We start from the raw sequence: 25,224 nt of genomic DNA, 5'->3' as shown, positions 1-25,224 counted from the left end.
TGCAATATAGGCTTGATTCATTATGCCTGCTTAGTAAAACCGCATTTCTACTACATTGAGCGGTTTTAACTCGGATTAAGACTAAAAATAACAATAGGACAACCTATGAAGCAATTGCTGCCATTTTGTGCGTTAGCACTCATCACGGCTTGTAGCCCACAAAATGCCCCTACTGCTCCGAACCAAGCGGAAAAAAACACCTCTGCGGTATCTACAGATACAAAAGTAACGTTTGATGAATCTCGTTTTAGAAACGATATCAAGACCTTATCATCAGATGAGTTTGAAGGCCGCGCCCCGACAACAAAAGGAGAAAAACTCACCCTTGATTACCTATCTGCAGCATTTACTGAAATGGGTTTAACAGGCGCTTATCAAGGCAGCTTTTTACAACCGGTTCCTTTGGTGAGTTATACCGCAAGTGAAGACCAAGCTATCAGCTTGGCGGGCATTGATATGCATTATCGCCAAGATATCGTACTGGGAAGCCGTCACGATAAAGGTGGGGTTAATATTAAAGATGCGCCTTTGGTGTTTGTTGGCTACGGAGTTAATGCACCTGAGTATCAATGGAATGATTATGAAAACCTTGATATGAAAGGCAAGATAGCGGTCATTTTAGTTAACGATCCAGGTTTTGCTCACCCAGAGTCAGATAAATTCAACGGCAAAGCAATGACGTATTACGGCCGCTGGAGCTATAAGTTTGAAGAAGCCAGTCGTCAAGGTGCATTAGGTGCAATCATAATCCATGATACGGCTCCTGCATCTTACCCTTGGTCTGTTGTTGAAAACAGCTGGACTGGTGCACAACAAGATCTTGTCTTAAATCAAGCCGAGCAAGATAAACGCGTTGCTGTTGAAGGTTGGATGACTATGGAAAGCGCTAATGCCTTGTTCAAAAAAGCTGGTTTTGAATTGGAGCCATTAATGGCACGTGCTGCAGATAGCGCGATACATCTTGAGTTAAATCAAACCGCAGATATTCAATTTACCAGCAAGGCTGAATACGCAGACAGCTATAATGTGGTTGCAACTCTTGAGGGAACTGAAGCAAGCGATGAACACATTCTATTTACAGCTCACTGGGATCACATTGGTATAGACCCAAGCAAAGATGGCGATAACATCTATAACGGTGCATTAGATAATGCCTCGGGAACAGCTGGGATAATGGAAATTGCACGTCAATTTGCTGCACAAGCCAAAAATGGCCAAGGCGTGAAACGTTCATTAACTTTTATAGCAACAACAGGTGAAGAACAAGGGCTGTTGGGATCGCGTTACTATGCTTCAAATCCAATCTACCCGATTGATAAAACCGTTGCGGTATTCAACCTTGATAGCACTAATGTTTATGGCAAGACGCAAGATTACACCATTGTTGGCAAAGGCCAGTCAGAACTTGAGCGCTATTTAATTGATGTTGCAAATAAACAAAACCGTCACGCTACTCGCGAACGTAACCCTGCATCAGGCGGATTTTTCCGCTCAGATCATTTCAGCTTTGCAAAATTAGGTGTACCAGCGGTATTTGCTGGTGGCGGTAGTATTCCGCTAGATGACGAAACTGCAGAGTATAAAAAAGCGATGCAACAAAAAATGAAAGGATGCTATCACAGTGTTTGCGATCATTATCATGAAGACTGGGACCTTTCTGGCGCTTTACAAGATTTAGCCGTGTATTTTGAATCAGCGAAATCTTTAGCCAATAACGATGATTGGCCTGGCTATTATCAAGGTTCGGAATTTAATTCGCTTAGACCAGCAAAGGACTAACCTTTGCTAATTTTGCAGGAATTAATAACGTATTGAGTTAATCGCACATTGAATTAATCCTGCAATGAATTAATAGCATTGGCCTTTAACAATATAAGTCGTATTAACAAGTATCTTTAATTAATATCCCTTGAGTTTGTATACCTCAAGGGATTTTTTGTATAAAACTACCTCAAGCCTCCCCTATTAAAATACCTGAAAAATTTAATCACTTTCGATTCCACAATCTTAAAATTCTTGGGCTATCTACCCAGTCAAAATAAATATTCATCAATGGTAGCAACAAAAAAATAGATAAACCTCAAAAACAAGGCCAACAAAAACAGATTTAACCAACTAAAAACCCAATAATATTGACGATTATTCAAAAATTACAGTTGAACCTTGAGAAAAATGCTGTCAAAGTAATTTCCAGATAAAGATTATTAAGTGTAGATATAGCGATTCTGGAGCCAAATTATGTGTTCAATTTTTTCAATATTAGATATTCAATCAGACGCAAAAGAATTGCGTCAAGTGGCTTTAGAAATGTCTAAGCTACTGCGCCACCGTGGACCCGACTGGTCAGGTGTTTATGCTGACGATAAAGCAATTTTGGCACATGAACGTTTGGCGATTGTTGACGTTGACCACGGCGCACAACCGCTAATTAGTGAAGATGACAACATTGTACTGGCAGTAAATGGTGAGATTTATAACCATAAACAGCTAAAAGAAGAGCTAGGCGAAAAATACCGTTATAAAACAAACTCAGACTGTGAAGTGATTTTAGCTTTATATCAAGAATACGGCGTCGAATTTTTAGATAAACTAAACGGAATTTTTGCGTTTGTGCTTTACGATAAAGCACAAGATGCATTTTTAGTTGGCCGTGATCATATGGGCATTATCCCGCTTTATTCTGGTCGTGACAGTCTAGGTAACTATTACATCGCATCAGAAATGAAAGCGTTAATGCCGGTATGTAAAACAGTAGAAGAGTTTACACCAGGCCATTACCACTATTCTAAAGACGCAGGATTAACCCAATACTACCAACGTGATTGGCAAGATTTTGAAGCAGTAAAAGACAATGCCGCGAGTAAAGAAGAATTGCGAGATGCTTTAGAAGCTGCGGTTAAACGTCAATTAATGTCAGATGTACCTTATGGTGTATTGTTATCAGGCGGGTTAGATTCATCAGTTATTTCGGCAATTACGCAAACCTTTGCTAAACGTCGTATTGAAAATGACAGCGAAACCGATGCCTGGTGGCCACAGCTACATTCATTTGCTGTTGGTTTAGAAGGCGCACCAGATTTAATCGCAGCTCAAAAAGTAGCCGATGCAATTGGCACGATTCACCACGAAATCCATTTCACCTTCCAAGAAGGGTTAGATGCGATTAAAGAAGTTATTTATCACCTTGAAACCTATGACGTTACGACTATTCGTGCAGCGACACCAATGTACTTAATGGCTCGTAAAATTAAAGCGATGGGCATTAAAATGGTGCTTTCAGGCGAAGGCGCTGATGAATTATTTGGCGGTTACTTATATTTCCATAAAGCACCTAATGCACAAGCATTCCACGAAGAGTTAGTACGTAAACTCGATAAATTACACCTATTTGATTGTTTACGAGCAAACAAAGCCATGGCGGCTTGGGGACTAGAAGCACGTGTTCCATTTTTAGACAAAGAGTTTATGGATGTCGCTATGCGTATCAATCCTGAAGCTAAAATGTCAAAAGAAGGTCGTATTGAGAAAAACATTTTACGTGAAGCATTCGAACATGCATTGCCACATGAAGTCGTTTGGCGTCAAAAAGAGCAATTCAGTGATGGTGTTGGTTACTCTTGGATTGATGGCCTTAAAGACATCGCTGCAGAGCAAGTGGATGATTTACAGTTAGCCAACGCTAAATTTAGATTCCCGTATAACACGCCAGAATCAAAAGAAGCCTATTACTATCGTTGCTTCTTTGAAGAGTTCTTCCCATTAGAGTCAGCAGCAGAAACAGTACCGGGCGGGAAAACGGTCGCTTGCTCTACACCTGAAGCATTACTTTGGGATGAGAGTTTACAAGGCATTAATGACCCTTCAGGTCGTGCTGTTAAAAACGTCCATGACAGTGCTTATTAGTTGTTATAAATAACCTATTGATAAAAAAGCCATCGACTGTCGATGGCTTTTTTATGCTTGTTTTTATGCTATATTTTCAATGCTAGTTTAACAGTTACTTATAAACTCAATATTTAAAGGATTAAATAATGTCAATTAATGCCGCTTTTATTGGACAATTACTCGTGGTGCTTTGGGTGCCATTTACCATTTTTATTACATGGAGCAGTTATAAATTAGGGAGTAAAAAAACCTCTTCACCTAAGTTAGCCACAGCGATTGGCTTCTTACTCGCATTCTTTCCACCTTTAGCACTAATTTATATTGCAGTTTTAGTCATGATTAAAGATAATTCGCCTTTAGAACCAGTAAGTTGATATCTGCAATCTTATAATCACTGCTCCAGCTATTTTTAAAGGTTTTCCATGTCTGATGTGACAATTTTTCATTTAGAAATGACCCATGCAAGTCAATTAAACGCAAAATCAGATGCTAAAGGTTTAATTGTCACTAAAGCCAAGCTTCCCCAGTTTGAATTCAATCGGTTTCTATATCAGTTTGTTGGGGAAGCGTGGGAGTGGACCGACAAATTGGGCTGGTCAGAGCAACAATGGAAAAGCTATAGCGAAGATCCTCACTTACATTTGTACGTTGCTTATTTTGAAGGTTCACCAGCAGGCTATTTTGAGTTGCAACAACAATCCAACGGCCAAGTTGAAATAATGTACTTTGGACTAGGAGTAAGGTTTATCGGTAAGGGAATGGGTGGCTACTTACTTAGTGAGGCTATAAAGCAAGCTTGGGCACTACCAAATACTAAGCGAGTATGGGTACATACGTGTTCTTTAGACCATCCTAGCGCCTTAAAAAATTATCAGGCTCGTGGGTTTAGCTTATTTAAAACTGAGACTGAGCAATAACAATATTTTGAAATAATGAGATAGAGCAATCACTTCGTCGTCTCAACTGCTACTTAGTTTGCCCTCACAAATGTTTGTAATGTATCGGTGGGTTTATCAATTAACCACTTCAGAAGGTAATCATTCGCCTAGAAGACAATTCATTTAGGCGGCGCTAATCGTTGAGATAGCACCTGTATATGCTCTCTTTTTTGGTTGTCGGTCATTTTATGCCACCCCAATATTTCATCTAACCTTCGGTGACAACCCAAACACACATCTTGCTCATCTAAACAGCAATTGCCGATACAAGGTGAATTAACGATCGTATTTTGTTGATTTTCAGCAATGTTATTAGTCTTTAAGTTGGCCATTTTACTCTGACCAAACGGCATATTCGTTGCCATTATTATCACTAAAATGAAACCTTTTCCCACCAGGAAAGCTAAATACAGCTTTAGTAATCAATCCACCAGCAGCCAAAATTTTACGTTCACTGGTTTCAAGGCATTGACTATAAAGCACGATTAACGGACAACCTTTTTCAAGGTTAAAGTGAGTTGATGACAAATAGAAACCACCATCAATGCCAACGTCCAAAAAGCAGCTGTATTCAGGGCCATAATCTTTAAAGTGCCAACCAAAAGCGTCAGAAAAAAACGTTTTTGTTTGAGTAAGGTCGTTAACCGGTATTTCTAAGTAATTGACTTTATGATGATTTGACATAAGAATTCCCTTAGTTATTGGCGAAATGGTCATCCAGCCCAAATTAAGCGATAAGATGTCGAAAAAGTTGATTCTGATTATCCAAAATAGTGGATTTATCAACGGATGTCGAATAACTCAACTAAACTTACTGTCCAGATTGATGAAAATAATGAAATAAAAAGCCACCTTAGTAAAGGTGGCTGAGGTAATATTATAAGCATTTAAATAGCGCCAAATACACACTTAACAGAGGCTGTGAGCGTGTTAAATAACGAATTGTTATTAGGCCTGAAGCACTGCTGCAATTGCCCCGATGACACCGCCAAAAACACCGCCCCACACCACTAGCCAGCCCAAATGTTTACGTATCATTTCTTGAACAATATCTTTAACCATTGTTGGAGTTAACTCATCCAAACGTTGATCGACAATGTTAGATACTTTAGCTTGCAGATCAGCCATCACGTTGGGCTGTTCTAGTTCATTAACTAAAATCTGATTGAATTCTTCACTCTGTGTTAGTTCAGTTAATGACGCTTTCATCTTTTCAATAAAAGGCTCTTTTAAAGGTATTAGGGCCTCAGTACCACCGAACATCGACAGCATTCCGCCAAATGAAGAGTTTTCTACCGTATTAACTAACGCATCAAATGACGGTTCAAGATCAACTTTGTCGATCACTGGCGTTAAATCAATGGCTGATGCACTGTTCTCTGTTAACAGGCGGTCAATATTTTCTTGAGTAAAAAATTGCGACATCATTAAATGCTTAATGCCTGCTTTAAACTCCTCAAACCGTGAAGGGATCACACCAGAACCATACAAACCAGGGACTTTTTCAAAAAGCATATGCACAGCTAACCAATTTGTTATCGCACCAGATAACGCAAATAACCCTATAGTGAACACCATAGGTAAAGCGGCAACATAACCTACCAATACAAATAATGCAGCAATGATGTTAGTGACTAAACTCTTATTCAACCTAAAACCCTCAGACATAAAAAAACCTTTGGCATTTTATCAATTTCCAAAGGCTAGATGCTAGTTTACAAGCTAATTAAATCAACGCTCACTTACATATCGGAATGGTATAAGTACATCCCTTCTGTCTCGGTCATGTTAGTTAAGTTTTTCTCGAGTTCGTTATCGAGCACTTTAGTTCGTTTAACCAAAATAACCTCAGTACCATCAGCTAATAACTTGGCCTTAGCAATGAGTTTAGCGGCAATGCCTTCGCCACGTCTGGCTGAATCAACATAAACATCGTCAAAGTACCAAACAGGTTTTAGCAATAAAGAAGAATAAGACGGGTAAAGTTGGATGAAGCCAAGGCAATGCTCTTGTTCCCAAGCCAAAAATATCATCGAATCATTTTCTTGTAGACGAGTTCTCACAAAATTTCGACAATTTTTTGGTTCAGATTTAAACCCCATACTTTGACGGTATTCATCAAATAAATTGACCAATACATCGGTATCAAACTCTGAAGCCAGGCGGATTTGCATTGTTTCGTCCTTGAAAATGTTGTTGCTGTTCACTTGCCATCCTTTATCGCTACTGAATGATACAGCTCAATTGCGAAATAAGTCAGATGAGAGTTTATTCTACTGTCATAGCAGAACAGTCAGCTCAATTTTAAAATAAAAATCTCATTAATACATTAGCTTAAATTGAAATACTACTTTTGTCCATTTAAAAACAAAAGTGAATCTTTTTTGTAAAAATATTTAAACAAGCAAGTAACTGAACGATAAATTAGATAAAATGTCAAAATATTCACTGTCTAAAACCAAAAGAAGCAGTCGTACTATGATGTCGTTGTTGACTAAAATGAAGCTCGCCTATTCAAATCGCCCTCGTTACCAAAAGGCTGCGATAACAATTTCATTTATTTACTTATTATTTATTTTGACTTTAGGTTTACTGGTTCCGTTTATTGCCTCAAAACAGCTTCCAAAAATTCTTGAGGAACAACTTGGCAGACAAGTAAGCCTTGAAGATATTAAAATCAACCCATTTACTTTTGAAGCCAGCTTACATGGTTTTTCTATTGCGGAGAAAGACAGCACAACTGACTTCATTTCTATCGAAACGCTATCGGTTGATTTTCTCTTTTGGCAGTCGTTATTTAATCTTAACGTTACATTAGATTATCTCACTATTGAAGGAAGCCAGTGGGCAGTCACCCGCCTAAATACCCCTTCAAATCAATTTAACTTTTCCGATATTCTCGATACTTTAGCGGCTAATAACAACAGTTCGGAACCAACAGAAAGCGACAATCAAGCAACGCCGATAGCACTTCACCTTAACCGATTTGAGTTAAACAAAGCGCGTGTTAACTTTGACGATAAGGTAACACAATCAAGCCTTACCTACCCTAATATCACAATTAACGGTCAATTGATTAAAACCGATGCCTTACTGGCTAATTCAGTCGATGCAAATAAAATTAGCCTGTCTATCACTGATGATAAAAAAGGCGTTTTAGCGTTAAACACTCAATTTCAATTGTCGCCTATATTAGCCAATGGTCAGGTTACATTGACTCAAATTACTTTGCCGCAATATTGGTCATTCATTGACAGTATGTTTGATGTGTCATTAACGTCAGCAAACTTGAATGTTTCAACTGATTTTGCCATTTCTGAACCAGTGGCCGCTCAACTTGAGGCAAATGTCGACTCATCAGAATTACCCGTTAATATTGAGCTCACTAATACTGATATTGCACTTGATAATATCGTCACAAAAGATACTGAACGTAATGTCGCAACCATAAGTTTATTAGCATTAGAAGGTCTTAGTGCTTCTTCTAAAGACAAACTCATCGATATCCCATTATTAACAACCAACAATGCTGACTTTTGGTTAACGGTTGCGCCTAAACGAATAAACTTAGTTGAGTTGTTCACTCCTAAACAGCAGCAAGCAGTTAATACACAAAGTAAAGATAACGCACCGGATAACCAAGCTACGGCCAATAATCTCAAGAGCCATGACAATAACAACAGCGCGCAACAATGGCTGGTTACGCTGCATCAATTCAAACTTAATGATTACCAGTTTGAACTCACAGAAAGTGTGGCAAACAAAACGAGTAATTTCTGGAAGATATCCAATATCAATTTATCAACAGGTGTTATCAAATCAGATTTATCTGCTCCGATTGACTATCAACTTGATTTATCGATTAACGACCAAAGCCAGTTCGCCTCACAAGGCCAGATCGATGCGAACTTGATGAGCATTGAAGCTGATATTGATTACCAGAATATGGATCTCACCAAGCTACAACCTTACATTGCTCCTTTTATGAATATCACCTTAGAGGATGGTTTATTTAATACAAAGGGCCACGTAAGTGCCAACAATCAGCAAAAGCTCATTTTTCAAGGGCAAGCATCGGTATTAGATTTAAAAATAAAAGATAACGTATTAAAGCAGCCCTTACTCAACTGGGATGCAATGAAGATAAACCAGCTTACATTCGATAATTTAGCAAGATCATTATTAATCGATGAAATCCAATTTAACCAGTTATTTAGTCGCTTAGTCATTGCTGAAGACAGAAGTACAAATATTGCTGACTTAATCGTACAGCCAGCCAGTAAGGGGGTTGAAGATATTGACCAATCAGACACGGCGTCAAAAGAAGCGCCTATTGATGTCGAACTCAGTTCAACAGGCTCAACTGAGCCAGCTTTCGCTATTAGCATTAACCGTATCGGATTAAAAGAGAGCTCTGCTTTCTTTGCGGATAACTCACTTACACCTAATTTTGCTTCAGGTATTGAGCAGCTAACAGGCGAAATCACCCAAATTTCAACCAATCCACAAACAAGAGCATCAGTGAATCTTGAAGGTAAAATTGATAAGTATGCGCCTGTCACTTTAAAAGGGGATGTTAACCCGTTACTTGCTAATCCATATCTAGATCTTAATCTTGCTTTTAACAAAGTAGAATTAACCTCAATCAATCCTTATTCAGGAACCTATGCTGGATATTATATTGATAAAGGCCAACTCTCATTGGCTCTTAACTACAAGCTTGAAAACAATCAATTAGTCGGTAGCAATCATTTAGTTGTTGATCAGTTACAGCTAGGTAAGCCAAGTAATAGTTCACTCGCGACCTCACTGCCAATCACCCTAGCTATTGCTTTATTACAAGACAGGCACGGGGTGATTGATTTAGGTGTCAATGTAGATGGTGACTTGGATTCTCCAAGCTTTAGTTTTGGCAGCATCATCATGACGGCCATTACCAATGTGATAACTAAAGCGATTACGGCCCCATTTTCGTTACTTGCAGGTCTTGTTGATAGTGATGAAGAAATGGATAAGGTAAGTTTTGAATATGGTCAAGCCATCATTGATGCCAATCAACAATCGACGCTTAGTAAACTAGCAAGTGCACTGAATGACCGTCCATTATTGATGCTAAACATTAAAGGTAGCGTTGATTTAGTTAACGACCAACAAGCGCTGCAGCAGCAACAACTGCACAGTAAACTAGCTGCACTCGCCAAGCTCGATATAAGTGAACTGCCAGCCAATTTATCTGCGAGTCAATTTCCAACTCAAGGTGAGTTAGTGACAGCATTAATGAACCTATATCAAAATGAAACTCAACAAGATCCACAACTCATCAAACAACAAATACAAGCTGAAGCACCAGAAATTACAGCAGAAGAACTAGCAACAAGATGGCATATAGCGCTGTATAACTTAACGCTAAATCAACAAAACGTTAGTGAATCTGCACTGGGTCAACTTGCCCAGCAACGTGCTAAAGCGGTTAAAACCTATTTGGTTGAGCAAGCACTGATTGACCCAAGTAGAGTGTTCATTCTTGAAAGCCGAGTGCATATGGAAGAATCAGAAGCACAGGCAATACTTACTTTAGATGCTAATTAACATTACCGAACACCTAATCCTAGTAATGCAATTGAGCCTTAACCTGCAAGGATAAACACGTTAAGGCTCACAAGTGACTATTATCTGTGAATAACATCACGTAAACTGTCGCTAAATTTGAATGTAAGTGCACTTTTATATGCTGCATTCATCCACAAATATAATTAAATTGATTCATCCAGTTTAAAAAGGAAGCAGTATGTTTGTTATTCGTTGGATCCTCGGTCGTATTATCTTATTAGCTAACTTTATATTTCCAGGTAAAAAACGTCAGCGCCCAGTTGCAGAGCAAGCAAAAATCGATGAGCAAACAAAAGGTTTAGCCCTTTACCAGTACGCGGCATGTCCATTTTGCGTCAAAGTACGCCGTGCGATTCGCAGACAAGGTTTAGAAATAGCGATTGTCGATGCCAAACAAGATGCCAATAAGCAGCAGCTCATTGAGCAAGGTGGCCAACTAAAAGTACCTTGCTTAAAAATAGACAAAGATGGAAAAACTCAGTGGATGTATGAATCCAATGACATTATTGCTTACCTAGAAAAGCAATACGCATAGTCAAAACGTCAGTAAAACCTATGGTCGCAGTTTACTTTTGTAGACTGCGATATAGCTTCTTTACAGGCGGGATAACACCTTGTTAATTGACACTCTTCTCACCAATACCGAAGTGCTCAATTCGTTATAAATAACTATCAATAAAAATAAATTTCGTTTTTAATAGACCCAGTTGATTTTAGAAATAGGTAAAGGGATATTCAGGTGCTAAAGATTTTTGCTATTGCAATCAGTATTGTTTTATTAACTGCATGTACTTCTGCCCCTTTGGAGCCTGAAGCTTATGCAGGACAATTCAAAGATAAATTTAGCACTTCCATAAAAGGTGAAGGTATTAAGCTTTTTACTTACAAAGCAAAAGTTGCAACGGCAAGTGACCGTGGCATTGAAGACCCACTCCCCCATCAACAAAGAATCGATCGCCGCCGCCAAAACGCACGAAGTTATGCCATTGAGCAAGAACAACGTGCAGAACGATTAGAGCTTTGGGGTCAACAAGTTGAAGTCGGTTTACAAAAAACCATCGACATGACTGGTTACTGTAAAGAAGGTTACATGATCCTTAACCGAAGTGTGAGTGAAGGCCGTGGAGAAATCCGTGGCGAATGCAATGACGGCGCAACTGCTGAAGATATTGAAAAATTCAGCCGCAACTTTTAATTAACGCCTTAACTTCAAACACCCATTTAATGTATAGCTAAGTATCCTATTGCTTAATTAAAAGCGGCATTAACTGATTCAACACTGCTTTATTCGCCCACAATAGATTATATAAGTAGTTTAACTATATCCTGCAGCCAGTTTGAGCTAAACTTAGCTTAATCATTTAAAGCAACTATGAGGCACTCTTATAGTTGTGAGTTAGACAGTAAAGTGCCACCGGCACCATTAAGCGAGTTAGCAAGTCCCATGAACAGAAAACAGCAAATGATCAAAAAGACCGCTAAGCGGGCTAAAGCGAAGCAAAATAAAATCGTTAAAGATAACCCACAAAAAAATCCAAAAGTGGGGTATATCTCGAAAGCCGTTCGCGCTCAAATGGAATTAGAAGAGCAGCAGAAATTAGCTGAAGCGGCACAAGCTGAAGCCTCGCCTGAACAAGCCCAAGCTGAAGAAAAGTAACCGCAGTATTTGTTATCTAAATAGATAATAATAAAGCCCAGAAACGTCATAGTTTCTGGGCTTTATTATTTAATAGGCCTTATTTTGAAATATAAGTTACTTATCTTTTGATGATAAAGGGTTGTCTAAATCACCATCTCGAATAATCTCTTCACACAAAGGCTCTTCATTTAACTGGGCTAAATGCACATAAGATGACGATTGCGGTGAAGAGCTAGGACTCATTTCCAGTTCTATTTCACTGTCTTCGGTTTGTTGGGCTTGTTGATGCAGTTTTTGTTCATGCTCTTTATTGGTAATTTTATCAATGAGTCGATAACCAACCCAAACCCCACCGATACCAAATAAAATAGAGCCAACCGCCTGTCCAATAAGTACGCCATACACCCCACCAATTTGGGCGCCAAAATACACAAATGGAATTGTACCTATAGTAGCTTTACCTACATTAAAGAAAGTTGAGTATTTCGCTTTGCCCAAATTGTTAAATGAAGCATTAGCAACAAATAAAATGCCATTAAATATAAAGAAGATAGCGATATAATTACAAAAGAATAAAATCAGTTCCTCAGCCTCTCCTTGCATATCAAATGCCGACACAATTTGATGTTTAAGGGCAAATAAAATAATCGACACACCTAATACAAATACCACACAAAATTGAATGGCTTTTGTTAAGCTTTCTCTAACTCGGCCAAACTCAAGTGCGCCATAGTTTTGGCCGATAATTGGCCCCACTGCGCCACTAAGAGCAAAAATCATCCCAAAACACACAGGAATTAATCGCCCTAACACTGCCCAACCAGCTACATAACTATCACCGAAGTCTGCAATGGCTTTAGTTACCACCGCATTACCTATCGGTGTCGCCACATTGGTTAGCATTGCAGGTAAAGCAATGGCAAAAATAGTTCGAATATCTTCCACAAAATGTTGGCGATTAAATTTACCCAACATTTTATGTTTAACAACAATACCGCGAGCAGAAATAACAAATACCGCAATACGAGCAAATACTGACGCTACAGCTGCCCCTTCAATTCCCATACTTAATGCAAAGATGAAAATAGGATCAAGGACTAAGTTAACCCCACCACCTGCAAGTGTAGACATCATAGAGAGCTTAGCATCACCGATTGCTCTTAGTGCCCCACCAAGCGCCATCGCTAAACAAATAAAAGGTAAAGAAGGAACTAAAATGCGAAGATAACTCTCAGCAAGTACAGCGGTTTCGCCAGTAGCTCCTACCAATGCAAGTAACTCAGGAATAAAAATAAATACAGTAATGGCAACAAATACACTGGTGATTAACGAGACAACGGCACTGTTTAATAGCATCCTTTTAGCCAGAACCATGTTCTTAGCACCAACGGCTCTCGAAACCAGTGCACCCAGTGCTATCGACAACCCTATGCCGATTGATGTCGTAAAAAATGAAATAGCGCCAGCATAGCCAACCGCAGCAGCTAACTCCACTTCGCCCAATAAACTTAAGAAAAAGATATCTAATAAATCGACCACAAACAGCGCTGAAATTCCCACTGCCGCCGTTGAGCTCATGACTAAAATGTGCTTTAAAATCGACCCTTGAACAAACTTAGCTTCGGTCATGATTTCCCTTCTGATTGATGTTGCTCTAATTCACTACCACAGTGATGACAAAATAAAGCCTGTAAATTATGGCCACGAGTACCACAATTGCTGCACTTTCTTAAATCTCGCTCAGCAACCATTTCATGTGATATTTCAGCGGTTAATATTCCTGTAGGAATCGCAATAATTGAATAACCAATTAGCATGGTAAGTGAAGCAATCGCCTGACCTAAATTAGTCTGTGGCGTGATATCGCCATAACCAACGGTTGTGATAGTCACTATGGTCCAATACATCGATTTTGGAATTGAAGTAAACCCATTTCCAGGTCCTTCAACCACATACATTACGACGCTTAATGCCATTATGATCAAGCTCACTGAAAAGAAGAAAATAAACACTTTCCTGCGAGACTGAATCATCGCTTTTAGTAGCAAGTTTCCTTCACTGAGGTAGCGCAATAATTTTAATACTCTAAATACCCTAAATAGCCTTAATATCCTGAACGCTAATGAGACGTTTGCCCCTGGGAATATCAATGCTAAAAAACTCGGTAAAATCGACAGTAAGTCGACAATACCGTAAAAACTACGCATATATGCCCAGCGGTTGATTGAGCCATAAAGTCGCAACAAGTATTCAATCGTAAATAGCCAAGTAAACGCCCACTCAGCATAGTAAATTGCTTGGCCATATTGTTGATGATAACTGTCGATGGTATCTAAAATTATCAGTAAAACACTGAATAAAATACAAATGATGAGTCCGATATCAAACCATCGACCTAGCTTAGTTTCCGTGCCAAATATGACAGAGCGTATATGCCGTTTTAATGGCGTGTCTTGCTTTTCTTCTGACGTCATAGTTCACTCAAAAATGACCATTAATTAAGTACCGCATAATATGAAAAATACGGTATTATCTTTGTAAATAATAAATTCATTATGACAATTATTGATGCTTCTGCTAGATTGCTTAACGAATTAACCTCATGTTAACACTATTAATAATAAACATATCGAAAAAACTGCTTTTGGAGACTTCATGTACTTGGTTAAATACCTCTTTTTGCTCGCCATTATCACGCCTACTTTCGTCAATGCTTCAGTCGATCAACTTATTAAAGCAAAAGTAGACCTCGTCGTGGTGAATAAATCTGAATCAAGTATGTCGATTTACCATCAGGGTCAAAAGCTAAAAACCTACCGCATTGCCATGGGCGATACCCCTCAAGGACATAAGCTTAAAGAAGGCGACCAACGAACGCCTCAAGGAAGATACACGTTAGATTATAAAAAATCTGATAGTGCTTTTTATAAATCTATCCATATCTCTTACCCAAATGAAGAAGATCGCCTGCGAGCAAGTGCCTTAGGGGTCAGTCCTGGTGGCATGATCATGATCCATGGCCAAAACCCCAACTCACCTTTAACACCTGAGCAAGCGCAACAGTTTAATTGGACCAACGGCTGTATTGCTGTAACGAATAAAGAGATGGACGAATTGTGGCGAGTTATCGAAGAAGGAACTCCCATTGAAATTTGGCCTTAGCCAGTTCGTCGTTTTTCCACCTTATAACCATAAAAACACCTTCAGGATCCCTAATGAATTATGCTCAGTTACAGCAAAGCTGGCCTGAATTTAACCAGCGTATCACTCACTTCCTACATCAATTAGGTTTAGCAGACTTATCTCTAAAGTGCGATCATTGCGCCCTGAGAGTTAATAGCAAGGAGAAAGCTGAATTACTTGTTGACGCATTTGAACAAGCTGGTCAAGTGATCTCAAACAATATGATTAACGGTCGTCCTATCCTAATCATAAAATTACATACACCAATGCAATTAAATGGTGCTAGCGTGCCATGTGTCGAGCTGCCCTTTCCTTCAGATAAGGTTTACCCTCAAGAAGGCTGGGAGCATATTGAACTTGTCTTGCCCACTACAGCAACCACTTGTGAAGCACTCATCTCGGATTTATCAAGAAAAGTCCCATCAATAACGGCTATTATTGAAGGAAAAACTGATATCAAAGTGAAGTTAAGCTCACCTCAAGGTGATAATGAGCGATTAGCAAACCCTACGGTTGCTTTTAAAAAAGACGGTATTTGTATTAAAGTTCACCCTCATAGCATTGAAACTATTATTGCTAGTGAGCAATAAGGTCTTACTTTATTCGCCATTAGTCATACAAAAACACTAGCCACAAACTTGTAAGCCTGACCCTGTGGCTAATGTTTAACATGTATTTAATAGGATAGGTTTATTTAATGAGCAAAGTAACCTTGCCAGTTTTTTGTTATGACTTGAAAGTGTTCAATACAAAACGACTTTCTATCAACTCGATAATCCTTTTCAATTTCATTCAGTAATGCCGGATACTTTTCTGGTTCAGAGCCATAGACTAAACACAGGCTTGAAAAGTACCTTTGTAAATCAAAACTATGCTCATCGATATACTCACCTAGCTCATAAAAATCAGGGCGGTGCTCTGATTCTAAAGCAAACAAATCTGCTGCATTGAGTAAGGCATCATCGCCAGCATCAATATAATTAAGCATGATAATAGCGGCAAAGTTATCTGCAGCATCCTCTTCTTTGCCCAATATTGGAATACCATTATCAGCAATATAAGCATGAGCAATCTCATGGAGTAGCGTATGTAATAACGCATCAACTGCGGCTTGCTCCGCTGAGTCAGCAAGCTCGGCCATATAAGCATTTTGACTAAAATAGTCTATTGAATCGACGATAAATGAGTACGGGATGTGAATGGTGTGAGAGTTGGGGTCATATAAAGGGCCATCTTGGCTCCCATACTCAATCTGCAGAGGATTGTTAAAAGTGAAGTAGGTTTCAGCCAATGCTTGTACTAACTGATTAATTTCACTTCTTTTTATTATACCTTGATAACGTAAATCAGCTTTACTTGCAGGCAAATAAGTTACACTCATTTTCGCTTTTTCAGATGCTAAGCTGACACCAGATAACAAATAAATCGGTATTATTAGGGCGAGCAATAATTTATTCATAATAATCTCCTTACATCGCCCTGTGATAAATAGCTACACTTAGCAGCTGCTTAACTTACTATTTATATCAATATCTGTATCGGTAATATTATTCTTTTATAGCTTTCTCAGCAGCTAATATTTCTGACATTGGTGGCACGACGGTGACAGGATCTAAACGCATTTGATACCAATTTATGCGCCAATCAAGGTGTGGGCCAGTAGCGCGTCCTGTTGCACCAATCTCAGCTAAATTTTGCCCTTGTTTCACTACATCACCGACTTTGGCATACAACTTACTTAAATGCAGAAATGTAGAATTAATACCATAACCATGATCAATAATAAGCGTGCCGCCTGAATAAAACATGTCAGGTTCAGCTAGAGTAATCACGCCATCGGCAGGTGAAACAACAACGGTTCCTGTTGGTCTTGCCACATCCACACCATAATGCGGATTGCCTGGTTTACCGTTGTATACACGCTGGCTTCCATAAACCCCTGATATACGCCCTGTAACAGGCCAGATAAAATCCTGCATGAACGCAGTTTGTTCACTAAATGTATTTCTTGCCGTGCGAGTTAGTTTCGCATCTTTAGCAGCGCGTTCTTGTGCAGCTGGGTTCGGCTTCATTATTTTTTTACTGATGCCAGTGACGCGATCAATTTTGTATTCTTTTGCTTTGACCGTCATTGGTTTTAATTCAGTTAATCCGTCCGGATATACCACTTCGAGCATTTGCTCTTTAGCGGCATCTCGTTCAAATCCAAACGCAAACTTGCCTTGAGGCGTCACTTGAATCGCTTCGCCATTAAGTTTTACAACACTACCTTCAGGAACAGCGCCTCGGATCAGTGCACCTTGTTCAAATTGTCCCTGAAGCTGGATTTGAGCATGAGCGGTAAAAGCGATAAAACTAGCACTCAGCAGTGAAAGCACACAAAACTTTTTACATTTATTGTCAGACATGTACGATGCATTCCTAATGTATATGTATTCTATTTAGATTCAGGTCGTTAAAGAATTAACGAATAGGCATCTTCTCAGCCAATTTATACAATAGTATGGTTTTAAACTAATAGATTCAAACTGTTAATCATGAGCGAAAGTTAACCCATTCAAGACAGCACTCTTTTTAGATAAAAGATAGATTAAAAAGAGAATAAAAGGATTCTTGTAAGGCTAAAAAGAACTAATCAGGGGATGTTGATTTGAAAAATGTATAAAGCTTAATAGAGCATCTTGACTCTATTAAGCTTTGTAAAACAAGCTACTTAACAGCAATAGCACCTTTGCCAATACCTTCAAAGGCAATCACTTTAAATTCTGACTCAGGTGACTGTTTTGACATAGACTCTGCTAAAAATTGTGCCAATAACTCCACTGTGGTGTCATGGGGAATGATGTCACAGCTAGATTTAGGCATAGCAAGCTGAAAGTCACCTTGGGGGGCTTGATAGTGAAAGCCGTAATGAGTTGCATCATTCACTTTAGCTTGCTTTGATAAAGACAGAGTGCTGAGATCAACAATATCTTCTTCACTTCCTAAATATATATCTTGCCATCTATCGGCCCAATATTGATCCCATTTAGGTGCTGCAATACCGTTTTCAAATACAGTAATTGGACTACGATGTCCGTGGGCGATACGCTGGCAATTGCCGTCGTGCTTTCTAAGTCCGTGACTGTAATGGTAGTAAGGCGTATCTAACACTTCATTACGAAGCGTTAAGCTAATACCTTCAACATTATCAGGTAAAGCTTCACGTAGCGCTTTGATTAAGAATGAATTAACACTTTCAAAGTCAATCACTTCGGTAGGCACAAGTGCAAATGCTTGTGACGGACACGCGAGATGAATGTCACCTTGTTGGCTTGAAAAATCCATCCAAACTCTGTCACCCTTTTGCTGCCATCTCACTTCACTGCATGCTGTAGGAATTAATAGGCGGTGGTCTGCGACATCATCGATGGTATTTTTAATGGTTTTTTTAACTTTTGAAAAGTCCAAAACCATATTCTGCTCATCCAGACCGCCATCAAGCAATACATCGACAATCCAGCTTTCTCCCACCATGCCGCGAATTGGACACAAATAAGAGAAATCAATAACGGTTAAATCTTTTACAAACAATTGCATTAAAGCTCCTAGGCAGAAAAACAGTCCGCCTCAGTCAACGTATCCCAATATAGCAATGGCTAAAGGGAATAATAAATATTGTTGGCTATTCTAAACAAAACAAGCGCTAGGAGCGAGTAAACAAGCTGAGAATATGAAATTGTTTTCAAAGGGGCTTATTCTATTTTGTAACCCACACCATAAATTGAGTGAAGTAAGTCAATTTGAGTTTGGTGCATTGTTAGTTTGGCTCTTAGGTTTTTAATGTGGCTATCAATGGTACGAGAACTCACTACGCGGTCATCGACATAACAAACTTGCATTAAACTATCACGGCTATGAACTACCCCAGGACGTTTTAACATGGTTTGCAGTAGTCGAAACTCGACAGGGGTTAACTCCACTTCGACACTCGAAACAAAACACTTAAAGCGCTGGATATTGATTAAAATATGTTTATAAGCAATTTCATCTTCACTAATTTTAGGTTCAACATCTATCCGACGTAAAATAGTTTTGACTCTGGCAACGACTTCTCTGGCTGAAAACGGCTTACATACATAATCGTCAGCGCCAACCTCTAATCCGATAAGGCGATCAATCTCATCTACTCTTGCCGTGAGCATTAATAAAGGAATAGATGAGAATTGGCGTACTTCTTTGCAGATCGTTAAACCATCTTTATGAGGCAACATGAGATCTAAAATAACAAAATCAATATTGCCATTTTTAATGGTTTCGACAGCGTGAAGCCCATCATTTAACACCTGAGTCTCGAAGCCTTCTAACTCAAGGAAATCAACGAGTACTTGCGCAATTTTTTGTTCATCTTCAACAATTAACACTTTCATATTAGGGTAATCTGTACTCATTATTTTTTATGACTCTTTTTGCAAAGGTAAAACAATTTCAATACATAGGCCACCTAAATTAGATGGTCTTGCGCTAATCAGCCCTTCATGAGCCTCAACAATATTTCTGCTAATCGTTAAACCTAGACCTGCACCATTATTTCGCCTAACTCGTGAGCTATCTTGCCGATGTAGAGGGTCAAATAAAAGTTCGCACTCTGATACATCGACAGACGGTTTTGTGTCATTAAATACAATCAATAGACGTTCTTTCTCAGTGATGAGGTCTATAGATAGGCGCCCAGGGCTATCAGTGTAGGCAACTGAGTTTAAAATCACATTGGCTAACAATTGCCGAAGCCTCATCGCATCACCAGTGATAAAAATGGGCTCATCAGCGGTAAAACTCACTGCGATGTCTTTTTCACTGATCTTATCTTCTAGTGATAGTAATGTTTCATTAATACATTGGGTAATATTAAGAGACTCAAACTGATACTTTAAGCCACCAACATCAGATAAAGAAAGCTGATATAAGTCGTCAACCAAATGCTTAATTCGCATCACTTCCTGCTCTAGTGAAGTCAGTTGCTGTTGATTAAAAGGCCGGATGCCAGCTTTTATAGCGTCGATTTCACCACAAAGAATGCTCAATGGCGTTCGCAGTTCATGTGAGATATCGGCAAACCAACGATTTTTGGCACTGCGTGTATTTTCTAAAGTCACAGCAAGGTGATCAATATCATTCATTAGCAGCCCCAGTTCGTCTTGACGGTCTAAATTAAATCGTTCTGAGTAATTACCCTTAGATAAATGAGATATCCCTTTTACAACTTCTCTTACAGGCATAAGTAACACCCGTGCCAATAGCCATGAAATAATAATGGCTAACGATAAACAAAGTAGACCTATCCAAATGCTGGTCCATATTTGTTGCTTCGCAAACGCCTTAGCCGAAATACTATTTACTTCAAAAATAGGGTTACTGTATAACGTGGCAACGACCTCATCGTTATATAAAACAGGCATGCTGATGCTGCCATCAATATCGTCAAATGCATCACCAGCTAAACGCTCACCCGCTGGATTATATATTGATGTTGGTGGGCCTAGTCTTCTGGGCGGCCCTGCTTTTCTAGCATCTCGTAAATGCGGTGGTGGCCCACGCCTTACTCTTTCTTCAGGACCCGAATCAACGCCTTTGATAGCATCAACAAAAAGAGGTCTAGGAGGTAATTTCCTGTCACCATTGGTAACTAACTTTAATGGGTCTGCAGAAAACACTCTTAACAAGGTATTTAATTGTTGTACAGAGACGTTATCCCAACTTTGGCCTGATTGACCATATAAAGAAGAAAAAGAATTGGATAATGTATGTAATCGTTCTTCTTCTAAGGAATGAATGTAATTAACAAAGCCTTGATCAAAACTCCACCTCGCAAGTGATAAGGTTGCGATAAGAACAATACTGGTCAGCCCAATGAATGCTAAAAAAAGTTTTTGAGATATCTTCATGAAACCAAACCCAACAAGCTCTATAAAATTACCCTAAATGATTGCATCTACATTTTGAATCAAGCACATAACTTGATAAATTAACGGATAAATTAGGAAACAGTTCAACAGTATATATAGCTTACACAAATCCCACTACCAAACCTTTAAAACTCCATAAAATCTGCACATTTTCTACATACTTGATTGTTACTGTGTTTATCAATTTAAGGCAATAAGGAACTCAAATGATTAAAACACTTAAAAGCTTTACCGTATTGAGTCTGGTTTTGTGCTTCTCATCCGGCTTGATGACTGAAGCTGCTGAACGTCAAATGCGTAAACCGCCACAAGAAGCGTATGACATCTGTGAGGGAAAAAATGAAGCCGATGTCGTCACCATTACAACCCCAGATGGAGATGAAGTGGAAGCAACGTGCCAGCTAATGGATGATGAATTGGTTGCAGTGCCTGATAATCATCCACAACGCGGCCGCTCTAAAGGAAATAGAGGTTAACATGCAATTTGAAGTATGTTTATCTGGCAGGAATGTTAAAGTCAACCAATGGAATAAGACTGATAACCATAGGCGGCTAACGCATCAATTACACATACTAGATATAACAGATGATCATATTCATGCTGCGGTTAACTCGCTTTCTGAGGTTGAGCAAACATCAATCTCAGAAAAGCTTACTTTACTAAATATTGCTCAACAAAGTGGTCTTAGAATGTCTATAGAAGGATTAAAGCCACATGTAAGTAACTTATCATATCAAGACTTGGCCACGGTTTTTGTTGATATTTTAAGGCAGATTAGTCAGCTAGACTCAGATTTATTCATGCCTAACTGACTAAAAAGCGTTCAGAATAATAGAATGACAGCATGGTATTAGTGGCTAATAATGCGAAGATGACACCGATGCAAGACACTATTACATTTGGGGCAGTATTGGGGTCAGGGTTGCTGGTAATTGTGGCTTACTGAAAAAGTAACCTTGTGCTTGGTCGCATCCATTTTCTAACAAGAAAGCAGCTTGTTCTTTCGTTTCCACACCTTCAGCGATAACGGTCAGTTTTAATGCATGCCCCATCGCAACTATCGCTTTAGCAATCGCAGTATTGTTACTGTCATCAGGAATATCCGCGACAAACGATTGATCAATCTTTAGTACATTGATCGGCAATTTTTTTAAATAACTTAATGATGAATATCCGGTTCCAAAGTCATCAACAGATAACTGAATACCCATATTTCCTAATCGCTTTAGATCGTTAATGACTTTCTCAGGCTCATACATCATACAACTTTCTGTGATTTCTAGTTCAAGTCGATTAGCAGGAAAGCCTGTGTCAGCAAGCACCTTTTCAACATCGTCAATAAAACTTGAACGTTGAAACTGCAAACTCGCTACATTTACCGCTAAATGACCAAATTGATAACCTGCTTCAAGCCAGGTTTTACCTTGCTTACAAGCCATCGTTAATACCATTAAACCGATTTGATGAATTAATCCAGTTTTCTCAGCAATCGGGATAAACTCAGCAGGTGAAATGACACCATGTTCTGGGTGTTGCCAACGGATCAATGTCTCTAAACCGACAAGTTTACTATCAAGCAGAGATAGTTTGGGCTGATAAACAAGATGAAATTGATTCTCTTGAATAGCTTCGTGCAGCGCACTTTGAATTTTTAAATGTTCAACAGAATTGAGCGTCATAGTTGAATCATAAAAAGTGACATTGTTACGTCCATTTTGTTTAGCAATGTGTAAAGCTGTATCTGTATTTTGTAATAGCTGTTCAAAGTTTAATGTGTCATTTGGGAATACTGACACGCCCATACTTAGCGTAACTCTTATAAGCGGCCTATCATCGAACTTAAAAGGTTGTTCGATCATAGATTTTAATTTATTAATCTTACGTAAAATCAATTCATGTTGATGAATATCAGTCAGTAGAAGCACAAACTCATCACTACTAAGTCGAGCCACAATACAATGCTCACCACTAAGTTGAGATAACCTTTCGCCTACTTCGATTAATAATTTATCCCCAACGTCATGCCCTAAGCTGTCATTGATATGTTTAAAGAAATCAATATCAAAAAATACGACTGCTAATTGTGTTTGCTGATGTAATGCTTTTTCAACCCGCTTTTGTAGAATTGACCTAAACAATAACCGGTTAGGCAATTGCGTCAAAGTATCGTAATAAGAAAGATTAGCGAGTTTTTCTTCATTACGCTTTTGAGTCGAAATGTCAGCAAAGACTGCGACAAAGTAATTAATTTTATCTTCTTGGCTGTAAATCGCATTAATGGTGACTGACTGTGGGAAGATTTCGCCTGACTTACGTCGGTTCCAAATTTCACCATGCCACTTACCTTTTACAAGTAAGGTATTCCACATTTTTGAAAAGAATAGTGAATCGTGTTTGCCAGAGTTTAAAATTCTTGGATTTTGACCCAATGCTTCACTACGCTCATAGCCAGTTATTTTACTGAATGCTGCATTCACCTCAGTGATATTGCCGTCGCGATCTGTGACTAAGACGCCTTCAACAGTGTTTTCAAATACACTTTCAGCTAATAACAGTTGCGTTTGGGTTTCTTTATGTCGAGCAATGTTACGTGTAATACCAATAATACCGACCAGCTTATCTTGGCTGTCATAGAGCGGCGCTTTTGTGGTTTCTAACCAATGTCGCTTGTTATTTTCATCAACCCGTTCGCATTCTCCGACAACAACAGGCTTTCCTTCTATTTCAGCTTGCCTATCACCTTGAACAAAGGAGTCAGCCGTATCAGAATCAAATAAATCGTGATCATATTGGCCAATAATTTCAGAATGTGATTTATTCCAAGCTATATCCACACTTTGATTACAAACAACATATTGACCAGAGAGGTCCTTAATCCAGATATGTTCTTCAAAAGCGTTAATAAAATTCTGTAAATTAATCCCGTTTAAATGGACATTTTCATCAAATTCACATTGAAACGACAAACTTTGGGCAGCCATAAGCAAAGTCGCATCAACTTGTTGTGAATCATGGGTTAACTCACACACTGAGCAAATAAATGAAATGACTTGCCCTTCTCTGTCATTACCAAAATATACAGGAAGACTATAGAGCTTATAACGTTTGTCTTGGTGACAAAAATCGGAATGGTTTACGTTAAGCAGTGACGTTGAAGTATTAAAATCTTTGATAAGACTTTTGCTTTCTTTAACGACTAAATGGGTAAACTCAGAAACTGAATCACAAGGTAATTCAATCTGATGTTCAGATGTGATCAATAGGCTTTGCTCATCAACAGAAACGACATATACAGATGAATGTAATGCTTTGGCTGCTAGATCGATAGTTTGCTGCCAGCGGTTCACTGCAGCTTCTGTTAATTTATGCATTATATTAGCTAATCCCTACCAAGTGGTAGTCATCAATTCGCAAAGTATATAACCCCAAATTCAAAATTTGAATAACCTAATTCAGTATATGCTAACCAGATCATTATTGTGCCCAAACAAAATAAAACACGCGCAACAAAAGTGCAGCACAAAACTTACAACTACCTATCTATTTACGCTTTTGTGGTGCGGAGGTATCAGTAAAAAATACCTAAACGAACGTGTTATAAATAATAAAGCGACCCAATCTTATAATGAATGTAATGAAATTATCCCAAACATTCATGATCATACCTTAAGCACAAGATTTTAATTCATCTTACTAAAAAGCAAATAGCGTTAAAAATCATGTTTATGTCACTTATTATTAAGAAAACTTATGCACTTAACGATGGTCTATTTGTGCATAGGCATATCGCCCACACTGTATATCGCTACATTCAACTCACTTAACAAACAGACACAAAAAAGCCCGTTACGTGAGTAACGGGCTATCTGCTCTCTTAAAAGAGAAATTAGGCGCTTGGCGATGACCTACTTTTACATGGGCACATTGTCCACACAATCTTTCGCTGTACCAAATTCTATGTACGAAAAAAGCCCTGACTATTAAGTCAGGGCTTTCTCGACTCTCTTAAAAGAGAAATTAGGC

General features: G+C 38.8%; 24 protein-coding genes. 12 read left to right on the top strand and 12 right to left on the bottom strand.

The window, feature by feature from the left end; translation table 11 throughout:
• The first annotated feature begins 105 nt into the window (after positions 1 to 105).
• The 4 genes from AB4128_RS08120 (at position 106) to AB4128_RS08105 (ending at position 4,802) form a co-directional block, all read left to right on the top strand.
• The gene (locus AB4128_RS08120; protein ID WP_372037406.1) at positions 106 to 1,779 is read left to right on the top strand and encodes a M28 family metallopeptidase; all 1,674 of its coding nucleotides are present in this window, start codon (positions 106 to 108) and stop codon (positions 1,777 to 1,779) included.
• Between the two features lie 459 nt (positions 1,780 to 2,238).
• Positions 2,239 to 3,903 carry an asparagine synthase B gene (asnB, locus tag AB4128_RS08115; RefSeq protein WP_192022901.1) on the top strand — a complete coding sequence of 555 codons (1,665 nt, stop codon included), beginning with the start codon at positions 2,239 to 2,241 and terminating at the stop codon, positions 3,901 to 3,903.
• Positions 3,904 to 4,031: 128 nt separating this feature from the next.
• Positions 4,032 to 4,259 carry a hypothetical protein gene (locus AB4128_RS08110; RefSeq protein ID WP_055026291.1) on the top strand — a complete coding sequence of 76 codons (228 nt, stop codon included), beginning with the start codon at positions 4,032 to 4,034 and terminating at the stop codon, positions 4,257 to 4,259.
• A 48-nt stretch (positions 4,260 to 4,307) separates the two neighbouring features.
• Positions 4,308 to 4,802, top strand: coding sequence for a GNAT family N-acetyltransferase (locus AB4128_RS08105; protein ID WP_065107788.1), 495 nt, complete (start codon positions 4,308 to 4,310; stop codon positions 4,800 to 4,802).
• Between the two features lie 140 nt (positions 4,803 to 4,942).
• On the opposite strand, the gene AB4128_RS08100 is transcribed toward AB4128_RS08105, so the two are convergent.
• The 4 genes from AB4128_RS08100 to AB4128_RS08085 all read right to left on the bottom strand — a co-directional run bounded on the left by AB4128_RS08100 (position 4,943) and on the right by AB4128_RS08085 (position 6,997).
• A complete protein-coding gene (locus AB4128_RS08100; RefSeq protein ID WP_372037405.1) occupies positions 4,943 to 5,176 on the bottom strand; it encodes a DUF1289 domain-containing protein in 234 nt (77 codons plus the stop codon).
• Positions 5,157 to 5,507, bottom strand: a complete 351-nt coding sequence (locus AB4128_RS08095; protein WP_119969649.1) for a VOC family protein — start codon at positions 5,505 to 5,507, stop codon at positions 5,157 to 5,159. Before AB4128_RS08095 ends, AB4128_RS08100 begins: the two co-directional genes overlap by 20 nt.
• 264 nt (positions 5,508 to 5,771) lie before the next feature.
• Positions 5,772 to 6,473, bottom strand: a complete 702-nt coding sequence (locus tag AB4128_RS08090) for a DUF445 domain-containing protein (protein WP_080917476.1) — start codon at positions 6,471 to 6,473, stop codon at positions 5,772 to 5,774.
• 92 nt (positions 6,474 to 6,565) lie between these two features.
• Complete coding sequence (locus tag AB4128_RS08085) at positions 6,566 to 6,997, bottom strand: GNAT family N-acetyltransferase (RefSeq protein ID WP_055026295.1); 432 nt, start codon at positions 6,995 to 6,997, stop codon at positions 6,566 to 6,568.
• A gap of 304 nt (positions 6,998 to 7,301) precedes the next feature.
• Between AB4128_RS08085 and AB4128_RS08080 the strand changes: the two genes are divergently transcribed.
• The 4 genes from AB4128_RS08080 (at position 7,302) to AB4128_RS08065 (ending at position 12,090) form a co-directional block, all read left to right on the top strand.
• A complete protein-coding gene (locus AB4128_RS08080) occupies positions 7,302 to 10,412 on the top strand; it encodes a DUF748 domain-containing protein (protein WP_372037404.1) in 3,111 nt (1,036 codons plus the stop codon).
• A gap of 199 nt (positions 10,413 to 10,611) precedes the next feature.
• Complete coding sequence (locus tag AB4128_RS08075; RefSeq protein ID WP_055026297.1) at positions 10,612 to 10,968, top strand: glutathione S-transferase N-terminal domain-containing protein; 357 nt, start codon at positions 10,612 to 10,614, stop codon at positions 10,966 to 10,968.
• 204 nt (positions 10,969 to 11,172) lie between these two features.
• Positions 11,173 to 11,628 carry a hypothetical protein gene (locus AB4128_RS08070; RefSeq protein ID WP_055026298.1) on the top strand — a complete coding sequence of 152 codons (456 nt, stop codon included), beginning with the start codon at positions 11,173 to 11,175 and terminating at the stop codon, positions 11,626 to 11,628.
• Between the two features lie 249 nt (positions 11,629 to 11,877).
• Complete coding sequence (locus AB4128_RS08065) at positions 11,878 to 12,090, top strand: DUF2986 domain-containing protein (RefSeq protein ID WP_055026310.1); 213 nt, start codon at positions 11,878 to 11,880, stop codon at positions 12,088 to 12,090.
• 96 nt (positions 12,091 to 12,186) lie between these two features.
• On the opposite strand, the gene AB4128_RS08060 is transcribed toward AB4128_RS08065, so the two are convergent.
• Together AB4128_RS08060 and AB4128_RS08055 are read right to left on the bottom strand one after the other, a co-directional pair.
• Entirely contained in the window at positions 12,187 to 13,701 is a 1,515-nt protein-coding gene (locus AB4128_RS08060) for an MATE family efflux transporter (protein ID WP_282167876.1), read from the bottom strand.
• Positions 13,698 to 14,546 (bottom strand): ion transporter, encoded by an 849-nt coding sequence (locus AB4128_RS08055; protein WP_055026300.1) that lies wholly within the window; start codon positions 14,544 to 14,546, stop codon positions 13,698 to 13,700. Before AB4128_RS08055 ends, AB4128_RS08060 begins: the two co-directional genes overlap by 4 nt.
• 181 nt (positions 14,547 to 14,727) lie before the next feature.
• Here AB4128_RS08055 and AB4128_RS08050 point away from each other — a divergent pair, with 181 nt between their 5' ends.
• Positions 14,728 to 15,234, top strand: coding sequence for a murein L,D-transpeptidase family protein (locus tag AB4128_RS08050; RefSeq protein WP_065107784.1), 507 nt, complete (start codon positions 14,728 to 14,730; stop codon positions 15,232 to 15,234).
• 53 nt (positions 15,235 to 15,287) lie between these two features.
• Positions 15,288 to 15,845, top strand: a complete 558-nt coding sequence (locus AB4128_RS08045; RefSeq protein ID WP_372037403.1) for a VOC family protein — start codon at positions 15,288 to 15,290, stop codon at positions 15,843 to 15,845.
• Positions 15,846 to 15,949: 104 nt separating this feature from the next.
• On the opposite strand, the gene AB4128_RS08040 is transcribed toward AB4128_RS08045, so the two are convergent.
• From AB4128_RS08040 to AB4128_RS08020, 5 genes are all read right to left on the bottom strand, one after another.
• The gene (locus AB4128_RS08040) at positions 15,950 to 16,714 is read right to left on the bottom strand and encodes a DUF4344 domain-containing metallopeptidase (RefSeq protein ID WP_144430231.1); all 765 of its coding nucleotides are present in this window, start codon (positions 16,712 to 16,714) and stop codon (positions 15,950 to 15,952) included.
• A gap of 88 nt (positions 16,715 to 16,802) precedes the next feature.
• Complete coding sequence (locus tag AB4128_RS08035) at positions 16,803 to 17,663, bottom strand: M23 family metallopeptidase (protein ID WP_055026303.1); 861 nt, start codon at positions 17,661 to 17,663, stop codon at positions 16,803 to 16,805.
• 301 nt (positions 17,664 to 17,964) lie between these two features.
• Positions 17,965 to 18,834, bottom strand: a complete 870-nt coding sequence (locus tag AB4128_RS08030) for a 6-carboxytetrahydropterin synthase (RefSeq protein WP_372037402.1) — start codon at positions 18,832 to 18,834, stop codon at positions 17,965 to 17,967.
• A gap of 155 nt (positions 18,835 to 18,989) precedes the next feature.
• Complete coding sequence (locus AB4128_RS08025) at positions 18,990 to 19,685, bottom strand: response regulator (RefSeq protein WP_055026305.1); 696 nt, start codon at positions 19,683 to 19,685, stop codon at positions 18,990 to 18,992.
• A 6-nt stretch (positions 19,686 to 19,691) separates the two neighbouring features.
• On the bottom strand, positions 19,692 to 21,179 hold the full coding sequence (locus AB4128_RS08020; protein ID WP_372037401.1) for an ATP-binding protein: 1,488 nt from the start codon (positions 21,177 to 21,179) through the stop codon (positions 19,692 to 19,694).
• Positions 21,180 to 21,406: 227 nt separating this feature from the next.
• Between AB4128_RS08020 and AB4128_RS08015 the strand changes: the two genes are divergently transcribed.
• Together AB4128_RS08015 and AB4128_RS08010 are read left to right on the top strand one after the other, a co-directional pair.
• Positions 21,407 to 21,676, top strand: a complete 270-nt coding sequence (locus tag AB4128_RS08015) for a hypothetical protein (protein WP_282167873.1) — start codon at positions 21,407 to 21,409, stop codon at positions 21,674 to 21,676.
• 1 nt (position 21,677) lies between these two features.
• Complete coding sequence (locus AB4128_RS08010; protein ID WP_282167872.1) at positions 21,678 to 22,013, top strand: hypothetical protein; 336 nt, start codon at positions 21,678 to 21,680, stop codon at positions 22,011 to 22,013.
• Positions 22,014 to 22,094: 81 nt separating this feature from the next.
• Here the strand turns inward: AB4128_RS08010 and AB4128_RS08005 are convergent, their stop codons facing one another.
• The gene (locus AB4128_RS08005) at positions 22,095 to 24,572 is read right to left on the bottom strand and encodes an EAL domain-containing protein (RefSeq protein WP_372037400.1); all 2,478 of its coding nucleotides are present in this window, start codon (positions 24,570 to 24,572) and stop codon (positions 22,095 to 22,097) included.
• Positions 24,573 to 25,224: the final 652 nt, after the last annotated feature.

The organism is Shewanella sp. 10N.286.52.A9 (genome assembly GCF_041468985.1).
GTDB classification, from domain to species: Bacteria; Pseudomonadota; Gammaproteobacteria; order Enterobacterales; family Shewanellaceae; genus Shewanella; species Shewanella japonica.
Note: the sequence above shows the minus strand (reverse complement) of the source record. Positions and strands in the feature narration are given on the sequence as shown.

Excerpts from the sequence above, each read along its gene's own strand:
- AB4128_RS08095 (WP_119969649.1), bottom strand. The coding sequence starts at position 5,507 with ATGTCAAATCATCATAAAGTCAATTACTTAGAAATACCGGTTAACGAC.
- AB4128_RS08050 (WP_065107784.1), top strand. The coding sequence starts at position 14,728 with ATGTACTTGGTTAAATACCTCTTTTTGCTCGCCATTATCACGCCTACT.
- AB4128_RS08085 (WP_055026295.1), bottom strand. The coding sequence starts at position 6,997 with ATGCAAATCCGCCTGGCTTCAGAGTTTGATACCGATGTATTGGTCAAT.
- AB4128_RS08015 (WP_282167873.1), top strand. The coding sequence starts at position 21,407 with ATGATTAAAACACTTAAAAGCTTTACCGTATTGAGTCTGGTTTTGTGC.
- AB4128_RS08045 (WP_372037403.1), top strand. The coding sequence starts at position 15,288 with ATGAATTATGCTCAGTTACAGCAAAGCTGGCCTGAATTTAACCAGCGT.
- AB4128_RS08060 (WP_282167876.1), bottom strand. The coding sequence starts at position 13,701 with ATGACCGAAGCTAAGTTTGTTCAAGGGTCGATTTTAAAGCACATTTTA.
- AB4128_RS08100 (WP_372037405.1), bottom strand. The coding sequence starts at position 5,176 with ATGCCGTTTGGTCAGAGTAAAATGGCCAACTTAAAGACTAATAACATT.
- AB4128_RS08025 (WP_055026305.1), bottom strand. The coding sequence starts at position 19,685 with ATGAGTACAGATTACCCTAATATGAAAGTGTTAATTGTTGAAGATGAA.
- AB4128_RS08075 (WP_055026297.1), top strand. The coding sequence starts at position 10,612 with ATGTTTGTTATTCGTTGGATCCTCGGTCGTATTATCTTATTAGCTAAC.
- AB4128_RS08080 (WP_372037404.1), top strand. The coding sequence starts at position 7,302 with ATGATGTCGTTGTTGACTAAAATGAAGCTCGCCTATTCAAATCGCCCT.
- AB4128_RS08110 (WP_055026291.1), top strand. The coding sequence starts at position 4,032 with ATGTCAATTAATGCCGCTTTTATTGGACAATTACTCGTGGTGCTTTGG.
- AB4128_RS08005 (WP_372037400.1), bottom strand. The coding sequence starts at position 24,572 with ATGCATAAATTAACAGAAGCTGCAGTGAACCGCTGGCAGCAAACTATC.
- AB4128_RS08055 (WP_055026300.1), bottom strand. The coding sequence starts at position 14,546 with ATGACGTCAGAAGAAAAGCAAGACACGCCATTAAAACGGCATATACGC.
- AB4128_RS08020 (WP_372037401.1), bottom strand. The coding sequence starts at position 21,179 with ATGAAGATATCTCAAAAACTTTTTTTAGCATTCATTGGGCTGACCAGT.
- AB4128_RS08105 (WP_065107788.1), top strand. The coding sequence starts at position 4,308 with ATGTCTGATGTGACAATTTTTCATTTAGAAATGACCCATGCAAGTCAA.
- AB4128_RS08035 (WP_055026303.1), bottom strand. The coding sequence starts at position 17,663 with ATGTCTGACAATAAATGTAAAAAGTTTTGTGTGCTTTCACTGCTGAGT.
- AB4128_RS08120 (WP_372037406.1), top strand. The coding sequence starts at position 106 with ATGAAGCAATTGCTGCCATTTTGTGCGTTAGCACTCATCACGGCTTGT.
- AB4128_RS08030 (WP_372037402.1), bottom strand. The coding sequence starts at position 18,834 with ATGCAATTGTTTGTAAAAGATTTAACCGTTATTGATTTCTCTTATTTG.
- AB4128_RS08040 (WP_144430231.1), bottom strand. The coding sequence starts at position 16,714 with ATGAATAAATTATTGCTCGCCCTAATAATACCGATTTATTTGTTATCT.
- AB4128_RS08010 (WP_282167872.1), top strand. The coding sequence starts at position 21,678 with ATGCAATTTGAAGTATGTTTATCTGGCAGGAATGTTAAAGTCAACCAA.
- AB4128_RS08065 (WP_055026310.1), top strand. The coding sequence starts at position 11,878 with ATGAACAGAAAACAGCAAATGATCAAAAAGACCGCTAAGCGGGCTAAA.
- asnB (WP_192022901.1), top strand. The coding sequence starts at position 2,239 with ATGTGTTCAATTTTTTCAATATTAGATATTCAATCAGACGCAAAAGAA.